The following is a 19,012-nucleotide window of genomic DNA, read 5'->3' on the forward strand; positions in this document are numbered from 1 at the left end:
AAAGCATGCCATGCGCGCGCCCCTTCTCATTGTGATCATCGCCGGCCTGCTGCTGTCGATCCTGGCCTATGCCACGTTCGGCCTGACCAGCGGGCTGGACCCGCTGCCTCTGGCGGCACGCGGGGCGATTGGCGCGGCAATTTTCGGCGCGTTCGGTCTTTTCGCCTTCTTCCTGTTCTTGCAGCACCGGCAGCGGCAACGCGACCGGCAGCACGATAGCAAGGACAGATAGTCCCCTCAGGACACCCGGTCGATCCGGCCCGTATCCAGCAGCGGCGCCGCGTCAATCTTTTCCGCATCCAGCAGGCTGCCCAACCGTTCCAGCATTGCGACAATCATGGCCTGTTCCCAATCCGGCAGGTTCTGAAACCGGCCAGAGAACTGGGCCTGCAGCATGTCAGGCGCCGTCTCCAGTATCTGTCGCCCCTTGGGTGTAATCGATACCCAGATCTGCCGCCGGTCCTGATCCCCGCGCCGCCGGGCGACCAGCCCCAGCGCCTCCAGCCGGTCCGCCAGATTGGTGACTGTGGCCTGACTGAACTGAACGGCGGCGGCCAGACTGCTGGGCGTCGCCTCCCCACGCCGCGCGACTTCCTGCAGCAAAAGTAATTGTGACGGGGTCAGCCCGGTTTCCGATGCCAGCCGGCGTTCCGCCATCTCTGCGGCGCGCATGATACGGCGAAGGCCGCGCAGGGCGGCGTCGGTACGCGGCTCAACCATGGACCTACCCTTACGGAATCCGGACTAGACGGTTGCTTTAGCCTGCTTCAGACAATGGTCGCAAGCTGGTTTATATTTTCATAAATAAAGTAATTTTGCGTCCCACCAGACAGGACGCTGCCCTGCAAATGCGTATTTTTTAGGCCGATAAGGTTGACTTATGAAGCATTTCTCACCAACCTTGAGCACCCAACCCGGCAGAGACCCGTCATGGATGCCTGCCATATGATTCGAGAGATAAAATATAAAGAGGGGGTGAAGACATGGTTCAACCAGACCACCGACCCGAAAGCGCCACCAGCGATGCCACCTCTTCCAAGGAGGATGCGACTACCATCACCCTTCGTCCGCCGGTGGCTGGCGATGGGACCGACATCCACCGGCTGATTGCCGCCTGCCCACCGCTGGACACCAATTCGCTGTACTGCAACCTGCTGCAGGCCACCCATTTCGCCCAGACCTGCATCCTGGCGGAACGGAATGGACAGCCCGTCGGCTGGATTTCCGGCTATGTGCCGCCAAACGATCCGCACACCCTGTTTGTCTGGCAGGTTGCCGTGCATGAGGTCGCGCGCGGCCAGGGGTTGGGACGGCGGATGCTGCAAGGTCTGCTGGACCGCCCGGCACTGGCGCGCGTGCGACATATCCAGACCACCATCACCCCCTCCAACCAGGCAAGCTGGGCCCTGTTCCAGGGCTTTGCCAAGGCGCGCGGCGCCAGCCTGAGCCACGAGGCCCATTTCCATCGCGACCGGCATTTCGATGGCGCGCACGAGACGGAACACATGGTCAGCATCACGCTGCCCAAAGCTGCCGTCGCCGCCTGATCCGGCCCCGCACCCTATCTGTAAATTTCCTTAGAGGAATCTCATGTCCATCATGCCGATGCCGACGGCCACCCCGCCGGACGTCTCCACTTTTGACCGTCTGGAATCACGGGTTCGCAGCTATTCCCGCTCCATGCCGCGCCTGTTCACCAAGGCAGAAGGTTCCTGGATGGAAGATGCCCAAGGCGGTCGCTATCTGGATTTCCTGTCCGGCTGTTCCAGCCTGAATTATGGTCATAATCACCCGGTCCTGAAGCAGGCACTGCTGGATTACATCGCCGCCGATGGCGTCACCCACAGCCTGGACCTGCACACCGAAGCCAAGGAAGAATTCCTGGCGGAGTTGGACAAGACCATCCTGAAGCCGCGTGGCCTTTCCTATCGCGCCATGTTCACGGGCCCCACCGGCACGAATGCTGTGGAAGCAGCCCTGAAGCTGGCACGCAAGGTGACCGGTCGGCAGAATGTCATCGCCTTCACCAATGGCTTCCATGGCATGACGCTGGGGGCACTGGCCTGCACCGGCAATGCCGGCAAGCGCGGCGGTGCCGGCGTGCCGCTGTCCCATGTCAGCCACGAACCGTTCGACGGCTATTTCGGCCCGGATGTCGATACGGCCGACCTGCTGGAACAGCGCCTGTCCGACCCATCCAGCGGGTTGGACAAGCCGGCCGCCATCCTGATTGAATCCGTGCAGGGTGAAGGCGGGTTGAACGTCGCCTCCACCCCCTGGCTGCGCAAGATCGCCGATCTGGCCAAGCGCCACGGCGCGCTGCTGATCCTGGATGATATCCAGGCCGGCTGTGGCCGGACGGGCAATTTCTTCAGCTTCGAGGAAGCCGGCATCAAGCCCGATATCGTCACCCTGGCAAAGTCCCTGTCCGGCATGGGGCTGCCTTTCGCGCTTACCCTGATCAAGCCGGAATTGGATCAATGGAAGCCCGGCGAACATAACGGCACGTTCCGGGGCAATAACCATGCCTTCATCACCGCTGCTGCCGCCATCCGCCATTTCTGGCGTGATGACAAGTTCGCCTCGGAAGTGAAGGCGAAGGGTGATTTCCTGGCTGAACGCCTGGCGGAAATCGCCGCCCCGTATGGCGATGAATTCCGGCTGAAAGGCAGGGGCATGATGCGCGGCATTGATGTCGGGTCCGGCGATCTGGCCGACCGCATCACCAGTGCCGCCTTCGCCCGCGGCCTGATCGTGGAAACCAGCGGCCCGCATGACGAGGTGGTGAAAATCCTGGCCCCGCTGACCATCAGCAGGGAAGAACTGGCCACCGGTCTGGACCTGCTGGAACAGTGCGTGACGGCGGCCATGTCGCGCCCCTATAGCGCCGCCGCTGAATAAACAAATCTCAAAGGGCGGAATGATCCGCCGCCCTTTTCATCCCATGCCCCAATGGCAGCGCCCCGCCCTTCTGGGGCGGGGCGGCAGACCGCCTCATGCGCTCATGGGGCCACTATCAAGAGCAATATCAGGAGATTTCACATGATCGTCCGCACGCTGGCCGACATTAAGGCTTCCGACAAGAACGTAGTTTCCAAAGGCTGGGAAAGCGCCCGCCTGCTGCTGAAGGATGATGGGGTCGGCTATTCCTTCCATATCACCACCATCTATGCCGGCGCCGAACTGCCGATGCATTACAAGAACCATCTGGAAACGGTCTACTGCATCAGCGGTGAAGGCAGCATTGAGGATCTGGCCACCGGTGAGATCCACGAGATCAAGCCCGGCACCATGTATTCCCTGAATAACCATGACCGCCACATCCTGCGCGGCAAGACCGAAATGATCATGGCCTGTGTCTTCAACCCGCCCGTGACGGGCCGCGAAGTCCATGACGATACCGGTGCCTATCCGGCCGACAAGGCGGCCTGATGCGCCGGCATGGCGGGGGAAAACTCCGCCATGCCCTGGCTGCTCTCCCCCCTTTTCTCCGAATGGCAACCCGATAGGAATGACCGATGACCGATCTATACCCGTCCCGATGTGAAGACCGCGCCCGGCTGCTGCCGCGCCAGGACCCCGTTGTGCATGGGCAGTGGGACGAAACGGCGCCGCTGTCCCGTGAACAGGCGGACCATTTCGACCAGAAAGGCTATCTGGTTCTGGAGGGCCTGTTCGGGGCCGACGAGATGGAAATCCTGCAATCGGAGGCGGCCTCGCTCCTGGCCCATCCGCAGGGTTTGAAGGATGAAACCGTCATAACCGAGCGTGGCAGCAACGAGGTGCGCTCCATCTTTGAAATCCACCGCCAGAACGCGATGATGGAACGGCTGGTGGCCGATGAAAGGCTGGCCGGCGTCGCCCGTTTCCTGCTGGGTGATGATGTCTATATCCACCAATCACGGCTGAATTATAAGCCCGGCTTCAAGGGCAAGGAATTCTACTGGCATTCCGATTTCGAAACCTGGCACGTGGAAGATGGCATGCCGCGCATGCGCGCCCTGTCCATGTCCATTCTGCTGGCCCGCAACACAGCCCATAATGGTCCGCTGATGCTGATCCCCGGCTCCCACAAGGAGTATCTGACCTGCGTTGGGGAAACGCCGGACAACCATTATAAAACCTCGCTGAAGAAGCAGGAATATGGCGTGCCGGATGATGACAGTCTGGCCGATCTGGCCAACCGCCATGGTATCGATGCCCCCACGGGTGAACCGGGCACAGTGGTGATCTTCGACTGCAACACCATGCACGGGTCGAACAGCAACATCACGCCCTTCCCGCGTGCCAACGCCTTTTTCGTGTTCAACGCCCTGTCCAACCGGCTGCAAAAGCCGTTCGGACCCGCCACACCGCGCCCGGAATTCATCGCCGCGCGGCAGGATATCCAGGCCATCCGGCCCGTATCCGGCCGTCTGACGCGGAGGGCGGCATGAGCACGGACATGACCAGCGCCAAGCCCTCCCATACGGTGGAAAAGATCGGCGGCACCTCCATCACCGCCACCAATACGGTGTTCGACAATGTGCTGATCGGTGGCCGCAGCGGCGCCGACCTTTATGGCCGCCTCTTCGTCGTCTCCGCCTATGCCGGCATCACCAACCTGTTGCTGGAACATAAGAAGACGGGCGAGCCCGGCGTCTATGCCAGCTTCATCGACGATACCGATGGCGAAGGCTGGATGGCCGCCCTGGCACGGGTGGAAGCGGCGATGTGCGAGCGCAATGGCACTGTCTTCGGGGACAGCCTGTCGCGCCGCATCGCAGATGCTTTCGTGGCCGAGCGCATCCAGGATGTGCGGGACTGCCTGTCCGACCTGCACCGGTTGCGTGGCCATGGCCATTTCCGGCTGGCGGAACCGCTGGCCGCCGTGCGGGAAATGCTGGCCGGGCTGGGGGAAGCGCACAGCGCCCATAATACCGCCCTGTTGCTGCGCGACAGGGGTGTGAATGGCCGCTTTGTCGACCTGACCGGCTGGCGTGATACCACCCAGCGCAGCCTGGATGAACGTATCCTGTCCGGGCTGGAAGGGATCGACCTTGCCACCTGCCTGCCCATCGTCACCGGCTATGCCCAATGCCGGGAAGGGATGGTCGCGCGTTATGATCGCGGCTATTCGGAGATGACCTTCTCCCGCGCTGCTGTGCTGACCGGTGCCGCCGAGGCCATCATCCACAAGGAATTCCACCTTTCCAGCGCCGATCCGCGCGTGGTGGGGGAGGAACAGGCCCGCAAGATCGGCCGCACCAATTATGACGTGGCCGACCAGCTCGCCAATCTGGGGATGGAGGCCATCCACCCCCGTGCCGGGCGCGGCCTGCGCCAGTCAAAAATCCCGCTGCGGGTGAAGAACACGTTCGATCCCGCCGATGATGGTACGCTGATCTGCGGTGATTATGTGTCCGACCGGCCAAAGGTGGAGATCGTCACCGGCCTGCGGAACTGCACGGCGCTGGAATTCTTTGAACAGGATATGGTGGGGGAAAAGGGCTACGATGCTGCCATCCTGGAAGCGCTGACCCGGCACAAGGTCTGGATCATCGCCAAATCCAGCAATGCCAATACCATCACCCATTATCTCTGGTCCGGCGGCACGCCGGTGCGCCGGGTGGTGGAGGAATTGGAAACCCGCTTCCCCAATGCGGATATCGCCACCCATGATGTCTCCATCGCGTCCATCATCGGCAGCGACCTGAACGAACCGGGGCTCGCGGCACAGGCCCTGTCCGCCCTTGGCGGGGCCGGCATCAATGTGCTGGGCATGCAGCATCAGGTCCGCACGGTTGATATCCAGTTCGTAGTCGCCCGCGACCAGTTCGACCGCGCCATCAAGGCCCTTCACCAGTCGCTGGTGGAACCGGCTGTCGATCAGCCGGCGGTGATGGCGGCATAAAGTCGGGGCCGGGCTAACCCGATCGAGGCCCGCAACCCGCCCGGTCCCGCCCTGGCCGGGTGGGACCGGCTTGCCTATGCTGGCCAGCCACCCCCCCGCCCGGCACCGCCGGGGTTCGGAGAAAGAAGGGAGTATATCCGCGTGATCATGGCATTGCGCCCGGTCCGCGCCCTGCTGGCCGCCATTTTCCTGGCCATGGCCGGCAGCGGCTTTGTCGCCACTTTACTGGCTTTGCGCCTGCAGGAGCAGGGTGCCAGTCCATCGCTGATCGGCATGATGGGCACGGCCTATTTTGTCGGGCTGGGGCTGGGCTCCGTTCTTTCCTTCCGGATTGTGCGGCGGGTGGGCCATATCAGGGGCTTTGCCGCCTTCGTGTCGCTGTTCTCAGCCACCATGCTTTCCTACGCGCTGGTGGAACAGCCGGCCCTATGGGCCGTGCTGCGCCTGCTGGACGGGCTGTGCATGGCCGGGATTTTTGTCTGTCTGGAAAGCTGGCTGAATGAACGTGCCCCGCCGGAAGGGCGCGGCAGCGTGCTGGCCTTTTATATGATCGCCCTTTATGTCGGCCAGGCGGTGGGCCAGCCGATCCTGACCCTTTCGGGCGAACAGGCGCTGCTGCCGCTGGCCGCCGGTTCCATCCTGATGTCGCTGGCCGTGCTGCCGGTGGCACTGACCCGAATGCCCCCGCCCGGCCTGCCGGAAGGCGGGGCGATGAAGCTGCGCGCCCTGTATGAAGCCTCACCGCTGGGCGTGATCGGGGCGCTTTCCACCGGCATCATGCTGGGGGCGTTCTATTCGCTGGGCGGGCTGTTCGCGGCCGGGATCGGCTTTGATCTCGCCCGCACCTCGGGCTTCATGAGTGCGGCGATTTTGGGCGGCGTCCTGCTGCAATGGCCTTTGGGCTGGATGTCCGACCGGTTTGACCGGCGGCAGATCATTGTCGGCTCGCTGGCCGCCGCCCTGGGCCTGTCGCTGTTGATCATCCTGGCGGCCCTGGCCCTGCCAGATTTGTTATTACCGGCAGTGGCGCTGTTCGGTGGGGTGGCCTTTGCGCTGTATCCGTTGTGCGTGGCCCATGCCAATGACCGGCTGCCATCGGAAAAGCGCGTCGGCGCCACTGGCGGGTTGGTACTGGTCTATTCCGGCGGGGCAATCCTGGGACCGCTGGCCGGGGCGGCAACCATGGAATTGCTGGGTGCCACCGGCCTGTTCGCCCTGATCGGAATGGTCGCCATCCTGACGCTGGGCTTTGCCTTGCGCCGTGTCCGCATCACCGATCCGGTGCCCGCCGACCAGCAGATGCCCTATCAGGTTCTGCCGCGCACCACACCCATGGCCGCCACCGTGCTGGAACCCGGCGACGGCCCGGTGGAGGAGCCAGTTTAGTCGGTTGGTGTCGCCCCCTTCCCCTGCCCCCGCAGGCTGAACCAGCCGCCAATCCGTTCCCCCGACGCGCCCAGGACGAAAACACCGGCCCCGGTCCAGATCAGGTCGGTGCCATGGCCGATCAACAAGGAAGCCCGGCCATCGGACAGCCACGGCGCCGTGGCGCACAGCACCATCAAGGCCCCGATGATCACCACCATCATCGGGGCCGCCCGGCGCAGGGGCGACCAGGCCGGCGTATCGGGAAGCGTGCCCATCATCATGCCTCCGCCAATGCCGTTATGGCCGCCTTGTCCAGATAATCGGACGCGGGCAAGCCGACCCGTTGGCGGAAGGACTGCACCGCGCGGGCCGTCATGCCGCCATAAACCCCATCCATCTGAATGGGGAACCCCGCCCGGACCAGATCCCGCTGCGCCCGCCGGACCATACTGCCCCGGTCCCCCGGCCCCAGCAGCCCATCATCGAAAGCCCGGATATTGCGCTGATATTCATCAGCCAACCGCTCGGCATACCGGTTCAACCGATAGGCCGAGCCGTTGTATCCACGGGCAAACCGGTCCCAGTCGCGGGCACGCAGCGGCACCATCAGACGGCTATGACGGATGAAAGCCAGGAACGCATCCAGGTGCCGTTCCTCACTTTCACACAAGGCCGCCACCATGGCATCCACGGTCTTGAACCCCGCCTGCCGGTGATTGCAGCCCAAAATCTGGCATCCGCCCCAACTGGCGGCCATCAGCGCTGCCGTGCGGTCCAGCGCCATGGCAGCCCCCAGCCGCTCATATTCCCCGGCCCGGCTGCCGCTATAAAGCGCGCGGTTCCAGGCATCGGCTGACAGGGTGGGATGGGAGCGGTTGAAGCGGCCATCGGTCAGGCGGCTGAAAATATGGGCCTCGAACAAAAGGGCCGGGCGCCCATCGGCCAGAAAAGGCTCACCACCACATTCGACATACCACACGGCCAGCAAGGCCTCCGGTTCAAGCCCGTTCAACAATCCGGCCACATCAAACCCACCCAAGGGCAGGCGCGCGGCACGGCCACGGAAATTTTCCGGGATCATGATCAACCTCCATCCAGGCAATAAAAAAGCCCGCCGGGAGGGCGGGCTGGGGGAGAGAGCGGAAGGGGGGAAGACACGTGCGGTCACACCCCTGGCTCTGACAGGCACAGGATGGAAGCTGTCTGGATCAAAATCAAGGATAATAATCCTTGTATGCGGAATTTTCTCCCCGCCCGATCGGCAGGGGACGCTCCTGCCGTTCCACAAGCTGGAAGCCCAAGGAGAGACAGGCCCGAAGCTGGTGCGGCGCTTCCGGACACAATGCCACCAGCTTGCCCAGGCCAAACCGGGCCATCCAGTCCGGCACACGCGGCAGGTCGGTGCCTTCCGCGCCCAGCCCGCCAATATCGATTTTCAGATAGTCAATCTCGTCCAGTGGCAGGAAGCCGGGATCGGCATGGCGCAGTGACAGATGGTCAATCGCCACCCGGCAATCCCACAGGCGCAGGGTTTCCAGCGCATCGTTCAGGCCCGCTTCCGTCAGGTCGGGGTCGGTGGCGGACAGTTCCACGATCAGGTTGCGGCGCTGGTCATAGGTCAGCTCGCGCACAAACTCATAAAAGGCCGGGTCCTGCACCGAGGCCGGCAGCAGGTTCATGCTGCGGGGGGAGGAAAGGCGCGACGGTTCATACTGGAAATGGCGGATGATCCGCCGATCCAGAATGGGGGTGATCTGCTGCAACAGCCAAGGGTCACGCCGCAGCGGCGTGCCAACGGCGCGTTCCAGATTATCCAGAGCGACGGTCACTTCACTGAATGCCGTTTGCCAGTGCCCGTCCTGCAACTGCCAGACCGGTGATTCACGCACCAGGGCGGAGACATCGGCGGTCAGCAGCACCCGTTCATATGTCGCCAGCTTGTGCAGGGAAGCCAGTTGCTGCATCTCCTCCGGCGAGAGCGTCGCCACAGGCGCAGGCGGTTCCGGCTCCGCCCCGGCATTGCGCAGCAATACCGCCAGCCGCCCACTTTCTGCCGGCAGGCGGAAGATGCTGACGCGCGGGGCTGTCACATGCTGTTCAGCGAAATTGGCGGCAACAGCCTGCAATTTCGCGACAAACCCCTCTGCCTTGTCACTTGAGAACAAAAACACCTGGGCATAGCGGCCGACATCCACCACCTCCGGCTCAAACTGCGCGGCGAACCGGTCAATCAGGTGGATGATGGATTGGCGGAACAGCGGGTTTTCGGCATGCGGCACGGCGCGCAGATCGACCAGCACGGCCACGCCGCTGATATCACCGGCATTCAGAAGCTGGATAAGACCCGTCGCACCCGTCAGCATCTGGAAATGTCCCGCCTTTCCACACCCGGCGTCCGCTGGTGGCGGTACCGCCCTCCCCTACGCATTATCAATAGCATCGGCGGCGGCATGAAGCCACGCCACCTGATAGGTGACTGCCACCGGTCCTGCCGCTTCCAGCGCGCGCATGGCCCGGCGCAACGTGCCGGCACCGGCATGGCGGGGGCTGTAATCAGCGCCGATCCGGCGCAACCCGTCCAGGAAGGCGCGGGCACTGGCATGACGTTCCCGCAAAGCCATCGGCTCCACCGACAGGCCGGGCAGCCAGCCGCGCATGGTTTCCACCGCCGCATAATCCGGGCCGACGGGCGTACCACCCGCCTGCCGCTGGGCATCATGCCATTCGGCAAAGGTGCCATCGGCCAGGGTGGCGACCAGCAACCGCCCGCCCGGCCGTAACAGGCGACGCCATGCCGCCAGGGCCGCCGCCGGATCGGGGAACCATTGCAGTGCCAGGCTGGAGCAAACAAGGTCGAACCCGCCGGCAAGCGCCGGCCGCTCCCCATCCATGGCCAGTACCAACAGCCGCGCATCGTCCGGCAGATGGCCCCGCGTGGCGGCCACCATGGAGGGCGAGAGGTCCGTCGCCAGCCACTGGCCGATATCCAGGGATGCCAGCGCCCCCCGCGTTACCAGCCCTGTACCACAGCCAATTTCCAGCACCCGCGCCGCTGGCGGCAGGCCAAGGGTCGCCAGCCGGGCGACCATCTGGGCGGCGACCTGTGCCTGGATATGGGCCGATCCATCATAAAGGGCGGCGGCCCGGCCAAATTGCCGGGCAATGGCCTGCTTGTCCAAGGGGCTCAGCACGATGACGCCGCTTCCAGTACCAGATCGGCGCAAAGGTCCGGGGCCGTCACGGGCAGGGCATGGCCACCGGGAACCAACCGCAGGGCCGGGCCGAAACAGGCAACCCCATGGGCGGGCGGGACAATCGCATCCTCCTGACCCGCCAGCGTCAGCAGCACAGGCGGGGCGGGATATGCCCGCACATCCACCCCATCCAACATCTCAAGCCCCGCTGCCAGCCGATCGGCCTGGATCGGCCCGTCAGGCAAAGGCAATCCTGCCCGCGTCGTAAAATCCGCCAGCACTGCTGCCGGCGTGACGGCGAAGCGGCGGCGCATCTGCGCCAGCAGGCGGGGGGGCGTCCCGGTCGGGCAATCCGCCGTTGCCGTGAAGCGGGTAAAGCCATTGATGGCAACCAGGGCCGCCAGATCGCCCCGCGGCCACAGCAACGGCACCCCTAGCGAATGGCCGATACCGATCACAGGCCGCCCCACTGGCAGGGCGGGCAGGGTGGCGGGGCCGAAATAGCCCTGGTCCCAGAAATAACAATCCGCCGGATCAACACCGCGCCCCGCCAGCACCACCACCAGCCCGGACCAGATGGAAGGACTGCCCGCCCAGCCATGGGCGAACAGAAAGACAGGGGCTGCCATCACGCCCCCCGCTGGGCAAGGGGGCCGGGCGGCAAGGTGGCAATGGCCGCCACCAGCCCTGCCACCTGGTCCGCCGACAGGGCGGAAGACAGGCTGATCCGCAGCCGCGCCGTGCCCGGCGGCACCGTCGGCGGCCGGATGGCAACCACCAGAAAGCCCGCTGCTTCCAGGCGCGCCGCCAGGGCCAGCGCATCGGCATCGGTCCCGGCGACCAACGGGATGATCTGGGTCGTGCTGTCCAGCACATCATACCCGGCAGCGGTAACAGCCGCGCGCACCTGATCGCCATAGGCGGACAGGCGGTCGCGGTCACTCTCCAGCGCCGGCATCAGGTCCAAAGCCGCATCCAGCGCCCCCACCACCGCCGGCGGCGGGGCGGTGGTATAGATGAAGCCGCCGCAGCGATTGACCAGATAATCAATCAACAGGCGCGATCCGGCGACATAGGCACCAAACCCACCAAAAGCCTTGCCCAGCGTGCCCATGGTCAGTGCCACACGACCGGGTGTGCCTGCTGCCAACCCCCGCCCACCCGGCCCCAGCGCGCCAATGGCGTGTGCCTCGTCCAAATAAAGCGGGGCGTTGAACCGGTCGCATAAATCCAGCAAGGCCGGCAGGTCGCAGCGGTCGCCATCCATTGAGAAAACCGTTTCCGTCACCACCAGTGACCGGTCACCCCGCCGTAGCAATTCTTCCAGATGGTTCAGGTCATTGTGGCGGAAGCGCCGTGCCTTGATGCCCTGGCCGAAACTGCCCTGCAGCAGGCTGGCATGGGCCAACCGGTCCACCAGCAATTCCGCCCCCGGCCCCATCAGTTCAGCCAATGCTGGCAGCAGCGTGGCATTGGCCTGGAAGCCCGTGCCCAGCAGCAGGGCCGCTTCCGTCCCCAGGAAAGCAGCCAACTTTTCTTCCACCGCACGGTGGATGGGCAGGGTACCGCAGACCAGCCGGGACGCACCGGAACCAGCCCCGTACCGGGCGGCGAAATCAGCCGCCCTGGCCATCACGCGCGGATCATGCGCCAGCCCCAGATAATCATTGGATGCCATATCCACCAGCACGCGGCCATCCGGCAAGGTCAGCATCACGCCATCGCGGGCCAGGGCGCGGGCGGCGCGGCGGCGATGGGCTGCCTCCAGCCCGGCCAGCGCCGCCGCCGCCATGCCATCCAGCATGGTCACCGGCCCGGTCATCCCGGCAGCCCCGGTACCACGGTGCGGATGGCGGCCATCAACCGTTCCAGATCCTCCTCCCCGATGGTGAAGGAAGGGGTCAGGTATAGGACACGGCCAAAGGGGCGCACCCACACACCCTGCGCGACCAGCTTTTCCTTCAAGGTCCGCAGGTCGGGTGCCTGTTTCAACTCCACCACACCGATGGCGCCCAGCACCCGCACATCGGCCACTGCCGGCATGTCGCGGCACGGCTCCAGCCCCCGATGCAGGGCGGCCGAAATGGCGGCCACCTGTTCCAGGCGCGGTTCCGTCTCAAACAGATCCAGCGAGGCATTGGCCACCGCACAGCCCAGCGCATGGCCCATATAGGTGGGGCCGTGCATCAGGGCGGCATTGGCATCTTCAGACCAGAAGGCATCAAATACGCGGGCACTGGCAATGGCGGCGGATAGCGGCAGCATGCCACCGGTCAGCGCCTTGGACAGGGTGACGATATCCGGCACAACGCCGGCAGCCTCGCACGCGAACATCGTGCCGGTGCGACCGAAACCGGTGAAAATCTCGTCAAAGATCAACAGAATGCCGTACCGGTCCGCCAGTTCCCGCAGCCGCCGCAGCACGGCGGCATCATGGAACAGCATGCCGCCAGCACCCTGGACCAGCGGTTCCACCAGCATGGCCGCCAGTTTGTGCCCATGCTGATCCAGGAACAGGTCCAGCGCCTCCAGGCTCTCCTCATCCCGCGGCAGGGGCAGCACCGGATGTTCAGGCAGCAGGCCGCGGAACTTGGCATGCATCCCTTCTTCCGGGTCGCAAACGGCCATGGTGGCGATGGTGTCGCCATGATAGCCGCCGGTGAAGGCCAGGATCTTGGACCGGCCCCGCTCCCCTTTGTTCAGCCAGTATTGCACCGCCATCTTCATGGCGACTTCCACGGAAACCGAACCGGATTCGGCCAGGAACACCCGTGTCAGGTCACCCGGCAGCAATGCTGCCAGCCTTGTTGCCAGCCGGTATGCCGGTTCATGCCCCAACCCGCCGAACATGACATGCGGCATGGCTTGGGCTTGGGCCTGCAGGGCCGCCAGCAGATGGGGGTGGTTATAGCCGTGGCAGGCCGTCCACCAGGAGGCAATGCCATCCACCAGTTCCCGCCCGTCGGCCAGACGGAGACGAGTGCCACTGGTGGAGACCACCGGCAAGGGGGTGCCGGCTGTGCGCATCTGGGTATAGGGCAACCAGATATGCCCCAACCCCTCCGTCAGCCAGCCGGGCTGACCGCTCATTCGCTGACTTCCACCTGCATCGGACGCAGGCCCAGCCGGCTGAACAGCTTCATGTCGCGTTCCTGCGCCGGGTTCACCGTGGTCAGCAGCCGCTCACCATAGAAAATGGAATTGGCACCGGCCAGGAAGCAGAGCGCCTGCATCTCATCGCTCATATCCTCGCGGCCCGCCGACAGGCGGACGGCGCTGGACGGCATGGTGATGCGGGCAACCGCGATGGTGCGGACGAACTCGATCGGATCGACCTCTTCCGCCTTGTCCAGCGAGGTGCCCTTGACCTTGACCAGCAGGTTGATCGGCACGCTTTCCGGATGCTTGGGCAGGCTGGCCAGGGTCTGGATCAGGCCCACCCGATCCTCCCGGTCTTCGCCCAGCCCCAGGATGCCGCCACAGCAGACATTGATGCCGGCATTGCGGACATTATCCAGCGTGTTCAGCCGCTCCTGGTAGGTGCGGGTGGTGATGATGTTGTTGTAATGCTCGGGCGAGGTGTCGAGGTTGTGATTGTAGTAATCCAGCCCCGCATCCTTCAGCTTTGTCGCCTGATCCGGGCGCAGCATGCCGAGCGTGACACAGCTTTCCATGCCCAGCGACTTCACGCCCTCAATCATGGCGCAAACCGTATCCAGGTCGTGATCCTTGGGCGAGCGCCAGGCGGCGCCCATGCAGAAGCGGCTGGCCCCGCGCTCCTTGGCGGCGCGCGCTTCTTCCAGCACCTTCTCCACTTCCATCAGCTTCGACGCCTTCAGGCCGGTATCGAAGCTGCTGCTCTGCGGGCAATAGCCGCAATCCTCCGGGCAGCCGCCCGTCTTGATCGACAGCAATGTAGAAATCTGCACTTCATTGGCGTCGAAATATTGGCGATGCAGCGTCTGCGCCTTGAACAACAGGTCCATGAAGGGCATGGCGAAAAGGGCCGCCACCTCTTCCCGGGTCCAGTCATTGCGGATGGCCGCCGGGGCGGATGCGGTGGTGATCGTATCCCCCAACAGAGCGGTATCGGGCATGGCGGTTCCTCACATGACGACTTAATGAACGTTGCTGTATGACTGGCCCTTACCACATAGCGGGTCAAGCGAAACTGCTTGGCATGCAAGGGATGGAAGATGACCGGCTTTTTCATAACCGCCACCGGCACCGATATCGGCAAGACCTTCGTCACCACCTCGCTGCTGCGGCACTGGCGAAATCAAGGGCTTGCGGCGGAAGCCTTCAAGCCGCTGGCCAGCGGGCTGGACCCCGGTAATCCCGCCGGGTCCGATCCGGCGGAAATCCTGGCCGCCCTGGGACAGGATGTCACGCCCGCCAGTCTGGACCAGATATCGCCCTGGCGATTCCGCGCACCCCTGGCCCCCAACATGGCCGCAGCATTGGAAGGCAAGGCGGTGGATTACGCCGCCATCATCGATGCCTGCCAGCAGAAGCTGGCCCAGGCGCCGGGACCGATGCTGGTGGAAGGGGTGGGCGGCCTGATGGCCCCGGTCGATGATGATCGCACGGTGCTGGACTGGCTGACGGCGCTCGACCTGCCATCCATCGTGGTTGCCGGCTCCTATCTTGGCAGCATCAGCCATACGCTGACGGCCTTGACGGTGCTGAAGGATCGGGGCCGTCCCATTGCGGCGTTGGCGGTCAGCGAAACGCCGGGGGCCACCGTGGCGCTGGAGGCGGTGGAAATGGCCGTGAAGCGGCATTTCCCCGACCTGCCCGTGGTCAACCTGCCCCGCGCAGACAGCCGGGCCGGGGTGGCGGCCCTAGCCGCTTTGTTGCTGGGTTAAACCGGGAAGCGGCGATCAGGCATCCGCCGTATCGCCACCATTGGACAGGGCCAGGCGGCTGGCGACAATGGCCGCCTGGGTCCGGCTGACCACGCCCAGCCGGCGCAGGATCACCGTGACATGGGCCTTCACCGTCGTCTCCACCACGCCCATTTCATAGGCGATCTGCTTGTTCAGCTTGCCTTCCGCGATGCCAGCCAGAACGCGCAATTGCTGCGGCGTCAGCCCGGCAACGCGGGACGCCATGTCAGCATCACCATCGGCCGCTGGCCCCTCGGTCGGGGGCAGCCAGATATGACCATCCATCACCGCCTGGATGGCTTCACCGATATGGGTGATGGGGGCGGATTTGGGCACAAAACCGGACGCGCCATAATCCATGGCACGCTGGATGGTGGTCGCATCCTCCATCGCAGAGACGACGATGACGGGGATGGCCGGGTGTTCGTTGCGCAGCAATGCCAACCCGATCAGCCCATTCATGCCCGGCATATGCAGGTCCAGCAGGATGGTGTCGATGGCGCCTTCCCGCTTCAACGCCGCCTCCACCTCCCCGAAATTGGAGGCTTCCACCGTGGTCAGGCCCGGCAAGGCGCCGGCGACGGACTGGCAGAGCGCCGCGCGCATCAGCGGATGGTCATCAGCGACCAGAATGCGAAACGCCATGCCCGTTCTAGCTCCCCGTCTGATCGATTTTTATTACCGGTGGCTGGAAAGGTGCCGCCGGGTTCGCCAGGATTGATGCGCAAAGCCGGCCCCGACGCAAGCATCCTGTTGCGAAAAAAGAAAGGGCGGGTCCACGCGGACCCGCCCGAGAGAGGCTTCAGGGGTTACTCAGAACCGGTCAATCATGCTCGTAAATGTCCACATCCTTGGTTTCGCGGACAAAGAGCAGGCCGATGACCAAGGTCACAGCGGCCACAATGATCGGGTACCAGAGGCCGGAATAGATGTCGCCGGTGGCTGCCACGATCGCCAGGCTGGTGGCCGGCAGGAACCCGCCGAACCAGCCATTACCGATATGGTAGGGCAACGACATGGAGGTATAGCGGATACGGGTGGGGAACATTTCCACCAGCATCGCGGCGATGGGGCCATAGACCAGGGTCACATAGACGACCAGGATCCAGAGCAGCACCACAACCATCACATGGTTGATCTTTTCCGGGTTGGCCTTGGCCGGGTAGCCGGCCTCGTTCAACGCCTGGCTCAACGACTTGTCGAAGGCAGCAGCGGCAGACGCCGGATCAGCCGGGGCGGCACTGCTATGGGCCGGGCCATGCAGCGACACTTCCGTCTTGGCCACCTGACCGGAGCCGTCATAGCTGGTGATGACCGTGCTACCGACCCGGATCTGGGCGACCGTACCGGCAGGGGCTTCCTCGTTGCTGTAGGGGATACCCTTCTTCACCAGCGCCGACTTCGCGATATCGCAGGAAGAGGTGAATTTAGAGGTACCGACCGGGTTGAACTGGAAGGAACATTCTTTGGGATCGGCGCTCACCACCACCGGGGAAGAGGCGACCGCCTGTTCCAATTCCGGATTGGCGAAGTGGGTGATGCCCTTGAAGATCGGGAAGTAGGTGATGATCGCCAGGATCAGGCCGGCCATGATGATCGGCTTGCGACCGATCTTATCCGACAGGGTACCGAAGATGACGAAGAAGGGGGTGCCCAGCAGCAGGGCCGCGGCAATCAGCAGGTTGGCGGTATAGGCGTCAACCTTCAGTGTCGTGGTCAGGAAGAACAGGGCATAGAACTGACCCGTGTACCAGACCACTGCCTGACCGGCGACCAGACCCAGCAGCGCCAGGATCACGATCTTCAGGTTTTTCCAGTTGCCGAAGGCTTCCGTCAGCGGGGCCTTGGAGTGCTTGCCCTCCTCCTTCATCTTCTTGAAGGCCGGGCTTTCGCTCAGCATCAAGCGAATCCAGACCGAAATGCCCAGCAGCACAATGGACAGCAGGAACGGGATACGCCAGCCCCAGGTATCGAACTGTTCCGGGGTCATGGACATGCGGCAGGCCAGGATGACCAGCAGGGACAGGAACAGACCCAGCGTCGCCGTGGTCTGGATCCAGGAGGTATAGTTGCCACGGCGGCCGTGCGGGGCATGTTCCGCCACATAAGTGGCAGCACCGCCATATTCACCACCCAGCGCCAGACCTTGCAGCATGCGCAGGCAGATCAGGATGATCGGGGCGGCAATACCGATGGTGGCGTAGTTGGGCAGAATACCGACGATGAAGGTCGATGCGCCCATGATCAGGATAGTGACAAGGAAGGTATATTTGCGGCCGATCATGTCGCCCAGCCGGCCAAACACAAGGGCGCCGAAGGGACGGACGAAGAAGCCGGCCGCGAATGCCAGCAGGGCGAAGATCATCGCCGCCGTCTCATTGACGCCGGAGAAGAACTGCTTGGCGATCACCGCCGCCAGCGAGCCGTATAGGTAGAAGTCGTACCATTCAAAGACGGTCCCAAGCGAAGAAGCGAAAATCACCTTCCGCTCTTCCTTGGTCATCGGCGGTGGATTCGCCGCGCCTGCTGCTACATTGGCCATATGCCCTCCCAGATTGGCGATAGGTCACCGATATGAGTCGCGTCGGCATCTTGATGGTGCCGTTCAAACGGCGGCGGAAACACCGTCGCCACGCCGCTCGATGCTCAACGATGGTCCAGCACAGCCCGGGAGGCAGCCCCGACCTTGGTAGCGGCAAGCCTTCTACATGTCATTGAGATGACAGGATTTTTTGATGCGCCGCAATAGAACACGGGGAAAAGGTGGCCCGGCGCCATGTCAAAGACCCGTATCGCGCGCAGGCCATAGCCGGACAAAACCGGGTATATCAACAAGATAGACCCATTGATGAATGGTGACGCCGGACCAGTTTGCAAGCCGCCGGGTATCAGGCTGCGCGAACGCCGGCTCTCCTTTATGTTGCAATGCAGCACAAGAAAGGTGCCTTCACAGGCATCACCGGTGGAGGTGCGACCGACGCTCAGCCCGAAAAGCAGGAAATCCCGTAACCTGAAAACAGAAAAGCCAGCCGCAATGGCTGGCCTGGGCCGGCTGATTCGCCGGGACCTGCGCCATGACGCATGCGGGTACCCGGTAAGGTCACCCGCATGCGATGGCGGCATCTGTCATCAGTTCGTGGCAGCAACCTGGGACTGCTGCGCCTTGAAAGCACGCAGTTCAGCATTGTAGCTGTTCACGGTGATTTCCAGGCGATCGGCAGCCTGGTCACGCATGGCGGCCATGGAAGCGCGATAAGCCGGCTGCGACAGGTAGCTGGAGGAAACCGGATGGCTGTCCAGGCAGGTCAGGTAGCCAATGGATTCCTTGGCGAAGCCACGGACCGAAGCAGCGGTGGAGCGCATGGCCTGCTCGCTGGCGGACTTGCCTTCGATCAGGGCCGGGGCCTGCGGAGCCTTACCGCAAGCGCGGTTGACAGCGGCCGGATTGGCCTGGGACTGACCAGCGGCGAGCAGGGCCAGGGCGGAAATGAACAGAGCGGAATAGAGCTTCTTCATAGCGATACTCACAAAGCTGAACGGGGCGGGATTGCCACCGATTTCGGGCCTTGTACGTTCGCTCCCCATGTAAATTCGGAACCGGCTTTAAGATGCGTCCCGTTGTTGTGCTTTGCACTATAGGGATGTTGCGTCGCAGCGAAAAGCAGATT

Annotated in this window: 20 protein-coding genes; 8 read left to right on the forward strand and 12 right to left on the reverse strand. The window is 63.6% G+C overall.

The genetic code is table 11. From position 1 onward, the window contains the following. Window positions 1-10 precede the first annotated feature (10 nt). Entirely contained in the window at window positions 11-232 is a 222-nt protein-coding gene (locus tag G473_RS0122715; protein WP_029014988.1) for a hypothetical protein, read from the forward strand. A gap of 5 nt (window positions 233-237) precedes the next feature. Here the strand turns inward: G473_RS0122715 and G473_RS0122720 are convergent, their stop codons facing one another. Next, entirely contained in the window at window positions 238-720 is a 483-nt protein-coding gene (locus G473_RS0122720; RefSeq protein ID WP_029014989.1) for a MarR family winged helix-turn-helix transcriptional regulator, read from the reverse strand. A 263-nt stretch (window positions 721-983) separates the two neighbouring features. Between G473_RS0122720 and ectA the strand changes: the two genes are divergently transcribed. From ectA to G473_RS0122750, 6 genes are all read left to right on the forward strand, one after another. Beyond that, complete coding sequence (gene ectA, locus G473_RS0122725) at window positions 984-1,547, forward strand: diaminobutyrate acetyltransferase (protein ID WP_051330618.1); 564 nt, start codon at window positions 984-986, stop codon at window positions 1,545-1,547. A gap of 43 nt (window positions 1,548-1,590) precedes the next feature. Next, window positions 1,591-2,901, forward strand: coding sequence for a diaminobutyrate--2-oxoglutarate transaminase (ectB, locus tag G473_RS0122730; protein ID WP_029014991.1), 1,311 nt, complete (start codon window positions 1,591-1,593; stop codon window positions 2,899-2,901). Between the two features lie 141 nt (window positions 2,902-3,042). Further along, window positions 3,043-3,432 (forward strand): ectoine synthase, encoded by a 390-nt coding sequence (locus G473_RS0122735; RefSeq protein ID WP_029014992.1) that lies wholly within the window; start codon window positions 3,043-3,045, stop codon window positions 3,430-3,432. A gap of 86 nt (window positions 3,433-3,518) precedes the next feature. Then, a complete protein-coding gene (gene thpD / locus G473_RS0122740; protein WP_029014993.1) occupies window positions 3,519-4,436 on the forward strand; it encodes an ectoine hydroxylase in 918 nt (305 codons plus the stop codon). Continuing rightward, a complete protein-coding gene (locus G473_RS0122745) occupies window positions 4,433-5,893 on the forward strand; it encodes an aspartate kinase (protein ID WP_029014994.1) in 1,461 nt (486 codons plus the stop codon). The genes thpD and G473_RS0122745 overlap by 4 nt, the downstream gene beginning before the upstream one ends. 147 nt (window positions 5,894-6,040) lie before the next feature. Continuing rightward, entirely contained in the window at window positions 6,041-7,279 is a 1,239-nt protein-coding gene (locus tag G473_RS0122750) for an MFS transporter (protein ID WP_245580304.1), read from the forward strand. Here the strand turns inward: G473_RS0122750 and G473_RS0122755 are convergent. From G473_RS0122755 to bioB, 8 genes are all read right to left on the reverse strand, one after another. Continuing rightward, a complete protein-coding gene (locus G473_RS0122755; RefSeq protein ID WP_029014996.1) occupies window positions 7,276-7,542 on the reverse strand; it encodes a hypothetical protein in 267 nt (88 codons plus the stop codon). The genes G473_RS0122750 and G473_RS0122755 overlap by 4 nt on opposite strands. Then, entirely contained in the window at window positions 7,539-8,342 is an 804-nt protein-coding gene (locus G473_RS28470; protein ID WP_051330619.1) for an N-acetylmuramidase domain-containing protein, read from the reverse strand. The genes G473_RS0122755 and G473_RS28470 overlap by 4 nt, the downstream gene beginning before the upstream one ends. Window positions 8,343-8,475: 133 nt before the next feature. Continuing rightward, complete coding sequence (locus tag G473_RS0122765) at window positions 8,476-9,624, reverse strand: EAL domain-containing protein (RefSeq protein WP_029014997.1); 1,149 nt, start codon at window positions 9,622-9,624, stop codon at window positions 8,476-8,478. Window positions 9,625-9,681: 57 nt separating this feature from the next. Then, on the reverse strand, window positions 9,682-10,452 hold the full coding sequence (locus tag G473_RS0122770; RefSeq protein WP_051330620.1) for a methyltransferase domain-containing protein: 771 nt from the start codon (window positions 10,450-10,452) through the stop codon (window positions 9,682-9,684). After that, complete coding sequence (locus G473_RS28475) at window positions 10,446-11,084, reverse strand: alpha/beta fold hydrolase (RefSeq protein ID WP_051330621.1); 639 nt, start codon at window positions 11,082-11,084, stop codon at window positions 10,446-10,448. The genes G473_RS0122770 and G473_RS28475 overlap by 7 nt, the downstream gene beginning before the upstream one ends. Continuing rightward, window positions 11,084-12,277: an aminotransferase class I/II-fold pyridoxal phosphate-dependent enzyme gene (locus G473_RS0122780; protein WP_245580282.1), complete on the reverse strand. Its 1,194-nt coding sequence runs from the start codon at window positions 12,275-12,277 to the stop codon at window positions 11,084-11,086. Before G473_RS0122780 ends, G473_RS28475 begins: the two co-directional genes overlap by 1 nt. Next, window positions 12,274-13,545 carry an adenosylmethionine--8-amino-7-oxononanoate transaminase gene (locus G473_RS0122785; protein WP_029015000.1) on the reverse strand — a complete coding sequence of 424 codons (1,272 nt, stop codon included), beginning with the start codon at window positions 13,543-13,545 and terminating at the stop codon, window positions 12,274-12,276. Before G473_RS0122785 ends, G473_RS0122780 begins: the two co-directional genes overlap by 4 nt. Beyond that, complete coding sequence (gene bioB / locus G473_RS0122790; RefSeq protein ID WP_029015001.1) at window positions 13,542-14,552, reverse strand: biotin synthase BioB; 1,011 nt, start codon at window positions 14,550-14,552, stop codon at window positions 13,542-13,544. The genes G473_RS0122785 and bioB overlap by 4 nt, the downstream gene beginning before the upstream one ends. Window positions 14,553-14,651: 99 nt before the next feature. Between bioB and bioD the strand changes: the two genes are divergently transcribed. Then, window positions 14,652-15,323, forward strand: a complete 672-nt coding sequence (bioD, locus tag G473_RS0122795) for a dethiobiotin synthase (protein WP_029015002.1) — start codon at window positions 14,652-14,654, stop codon at window positions 15,321-15,323. Window positions 15,324-15,338: 15 nt separating this feature from the next. Here the strand turns inward: bioD and G473_RS0122800 are convergent, their stop codons facing one another. The 3 genes from G473_RS0122800 to G473_RS0122810 form a co-directional block, all read right to left on the reverse strand. After that, a complete protein-coding gene (locus tag G473_RS0122800) occupies window positions 15,339-15,989 on the reverse strand; it encodes a response regulator (protein WP_029015003.1) in 651 nt (216 codons plus the stop codon). Between the two features lie 178 nt (window positions 15,990-16,167). Continuing rightward, window positions 16,168-17,886 (reverse strand): MFS transporter, encoded by a 1,719-nt coding sequence (locus G473_RS0122805; RefSeq protein ID WP_029015004.1) that lies wholly within the window; start codon window positions 17,884-17,886, stop codon window positions 16,168-16,170. A 587-nt stretch (window positions 17,887-18,473) separates the two neighbouring features. Then, on the reverse strand, window positions 18,474-18,860 hold the full coding sequence (locus G473_RS0122810; protein ID WP_029015005.1) for a hypothetical protein: 387 nt from the start codon (window positions 18,858-18,860) through the stop codon (window positions 18,474-18,476). Window positions 18,861-19,012 lie beyond the last annotated feature (152 nt).

The sequence above is a fragment of the Niveispirillum irakense DSM 11586 genome, assembly GCF_000429645.1.
Taxonomy (GTDB): domain Bacteria; phylum Pseudomonadota; class Alphaproteobacteria; order Azospirillales; family Azospirillaceae; genus Niveispirillum; species Niveispirillum irakense.

Bases quoted from the DNA above. Each gene is read 5' to 3' on its own strand.
- G473_RS0122720 (WP_029014989.1), bottom strand. From the start codon at position 720: ATGGTTGAGCCGCGTACCGACGCCGCCCTGCGCGGCCTTCGCCGTATC.
- G473_RS28475 (WP_051330621.1), bottom strand. From the start codon at position 11,084: ATGGCAGCCCCTGTCTTTCTGTTCGCCCATGGCTGGGCGGGCAGTCCT.
- G473_RS0122750 (WP_245580304.1), top strand. From the start codon at position 6,041: ATGGCATTGCGCCCGGTCCGCGCCCTGCTGGCCGCCATTTTCCTGGCC.
- G473_RS0122810 (WP_029015005.1), bottom strand. From the start codon at position 18,860: ATGAAGAAGCTCTATTCCGCTCTGTTCATTTCCGCCCTGGCCCTGCTC.
- bioB (WP_029015001.1), bottom strand. From the start codon at position 14,552: ATGCCCGATACCGCTCTGTTGGGGGATACGATCACCACCGCATCCGCC.
- G473_RS0122780 (WP_245580282.1), bottom strand. From the start codon at position 12,277: ATGACCGGGCCGGTGACCATGCTGGATGGCATGGCGGCGGCGGCGCTG.
- G473_RS0122755 (WP_029014996.1), bottom strand. From the start codon at position 7,542: ATGATGATGGGCACGCTTCCCGATACGCCGGCCTGGTCGCCCCTGCGC.
- G473_RS0122735 (WP_029014992.1), top strand. From the start codon at position 3,043: ATGATCGTCCGCACGCTGGCCGACATTAAGGCTTCCGACAAGAACGTA.
- G473_RS0122785 (WP_029015000.1), bottom strand. From the start codon at position 13,545: ATGAGCGGTCAGCCCGGCTGGCTGACGGAGGGGTTGGGGCATATCTGG.
- G473_RS0122745 (WP_029014994.1), top strand. From the start codon at position 4,433: ATGAGCACGGACATGACCAGCGCCAAGCCCTCCCATACGGTGGAAAAG.
- G473_RS28470 (WP_051330619.1), bottom strand. From the start codon at position 8,342: ATGATCCCGGAAAATTTCCGTGGCCGTGCCGCGCGCCTGCCCTTGGGT.
- ectB (WP_029014991.1), top strand. From the start codon at position 1,591: ATGTCCATCATGCCGATGCCGACGGCCACCCCGCCGGACGTCTCCACT.
- bioD (WP_029015002.1), top strand. From the start codon at position 14,652: ATGACCGGCTTTTTCATAACCGCCACCGGCACCGATATCGGCAAGACC.
- G473_RS0122800 (WP_029015003.1), bottom strand. From the start codon at position 15,989: ATGGCGTTTCGCATTCTGGTCGCTGATGACCATCCGCTGATGCGCGCG.
- G473_RS0122715 (WP_029014988.1), top strand. From the start codon at position 11: ATGCGCGCGCCCCTTCTCATTGTGATCATCGCCGGCCTGCTGCTGTCG.
- G473_RS0122765 (WP_029014997.1), bottom strand. From the start codon at position 9,624: ATGCTGACGGGTGCGACGGGTCTTATCCAGCTTCTGAATGCCGGTGAT.
- thpD (WP_029014993.1), top strand. From the start codon at position 3,519: ATGACCGATCTATACCCGTCCCGATGTGAAGACCGCGCCCGGCTGCTG.
- G473_RS0122805 (WP_029015004.1), bottom strand. From the start codon at position 17,886: ATGGCCAATGTAGCAGCAGGCGCGGCGAATCCACCGCCGATGACCAAG.
- ectA (WP_051330618.1), top strand. From the start codon at position 984: ATGGTTCAACCAGACCACCGACCCGAAAGCGCCACCAGCGATGCCACC.